This is a genomic window from Alteromonas sp. S167 (genome assembly GCF_036864375.1).
GTDB lineage: Bacteria > Pseudomonadota > Gammaproteobacteria > Enterobacterales > Alteromonadaceae > Alteromonas.
The window spans coordinates 1-2,008 of sequence record NZ_JAZETR010000022.1 but is presented as its reverse complement, the minus strand read 5'-3'; the positions used below and the strand labels follow the sequence as shown (position 1 = coordinate 2,008).

Annotated in this window: 1 rRNA gene; it reads right to left on the bottom strand. The window is 50.3% G+C overall.

Annotation, left to right across the window (positions count from 1 at the left end):
• Positions 1-2,008: ribosomal RNA gene (locus V7R35_RS17705) — 23S ribosomal RNA — on the bottom strand; the annotation flags it as partial.

Genomic DNA, 2,008 nt, shown 5'->3' with positions numbered 1-2,008 from the left:
ATGTTAGAACATCAAACATACAAGGGTGGTATTTCAAGGACGGCTCCACACAATCTAGCGACTGTGCTTCAAAGCCTCCCACCTATCCTACACATGTAGGTTCAATGTTCAGTGCCAAGCTGTAGTAAAGGTTCACGGGGTCTTTCCGTCTAGGTGCGGGTACACAGCATCTTCACTGCGATTTCAATTTCACTGAGTCTCGGGTGGAGACAGCGTGGCCATGGTTACACCATTCGTGCAGGTCGGAACTTACCCGACAAGGAATTTCGCTACCTTAGGACCGTTATAGTTACGGCCGCCGTTTACCGGGGCTTCGATCAAGAGCTTCGCATACGCTAACCCCATCAATTAACCTTCCGGCACCGGGCAGGTGTCACACCCTATACGTCCTCTTACGAGTTTGCAGAGTGCTGTGTTTTTAATAAACAGTCCCAGCCACCTGGTCACTGCGGCCCCCATCTGCTTACCACGTAAAGTGTTCACAAACAGGGGCGTACCTTCTCCCGAAGTTACGGTACAATTTTGCCGAGTTCCTTCACCCGAGTTCTCTCAAGCGCCTTAGTATTCTCTACCTGACCACCTGTGTCGGTTTGGGGTACGGTTCATATAATCATAAGTTTAGAAGCTTTTCCTGGAAGCAGGGCATCAACAACTTCACCACCGTAGTGGCTCGTCTCGCGTCTCAGCTTTAAGAACCCGGATTTACCTAAGTTCTCGGCCTACTCGCTTTCACTTGGACAACCAACGCCAAGCTTGCCTAGCCTTCTCCGTCCCTCCATCACTGATTATATAAGTACGGGAATATTAACCCGTTTCCCATCGACTACGCATTTCTGCCTCGCCTTAGGGGCCGACTTACCCTGCCCTGATTAGCATGGGACAGGAAACCTTGGTCTTCCGGCGTGGGAGTTTTTCACTCCCATTATCGTTACTCATGTCAGCATTCGCACTTGTGATATGTCCAGCAAGCTTTACAACTCACCTTCATCCACTTACACAACGCTCCCCTACCCAGCATGTAAACATGCTGCCGCAGCTTCGGTATATTGCTTAGCCCCGTTACATCTTCCGCGCAGGCCGACTCGACTAGTGAGCTATTACGCTTTCTTTAAAGGGTGGCTGCTTCTAAGCCAACCTCCTAGCTGTCTATGCCTTCCCACATCGTTTCCCACTTAGCAATATTTTGGGACCTTAGCTGGCGGTCTGGGTTGTTTCCCTCTCCACGACGGACGTTAGCACCCGCCGTGTGTCTCCCGGATAGTTCTCATTGGTATTCGGAGTTTGCAAAGGGTTGGTAAGTCGGGATGACCCCCTAGCCTTAACAGTGCTCTACCCCCAATGGAATTCGTCCGAGGCTCTACCTAAATAGATTTCGGGGAGAACCAGCTATCTCCCGGTTTGATTGGCCTTTCACCCCCAGCCACAGGTCATCCCCTAACTTTTCAACGTTAGTGGGTTCGGTCCTCCAGTTGATGTTACTCAACCTTCAACCTGCCCATGGCTAGATCACCGGGTTTCGGGTCTATACCTAGCAACTAAACGCGCAGTTAACACTCGCTTTCGCTACGGCTCCGTTATTCACTTAACCTTGCTACTAAATATAAGTCGCTGACCCATTATACAAAAGGTACGCAGTCACCCCGAAGGGCTCCCACTGCTTGTACGTATACGGTTTCAGGTTCTATTTCACTCCCCTCACAGGGGTTCTTTTCGCCTTTCCCTCACGGTACTGGTTCACTATCGGTCAGTTAGGAGTATTTAGCCTTGGAGGATGGTCCCCCCATATTCAGTCAAGATAACACGTGTCCCGACCTACTCGATTTCACTGTAAAGAATCCGTCGTGTACGGGGCTATCACCCTGTATCGCTCCTCTTCCCAAAGGATTCCACTAAATTCTAAACAGCTTAAGGGCTGCTCCCCGTTCGCTCGCCGCTACTAGGGGAATCTCGGTTGATTTCTTTTCCTAAGGGTACTTAGATGTTTCAGTTCCCCTCGTTCGCCTCGTTA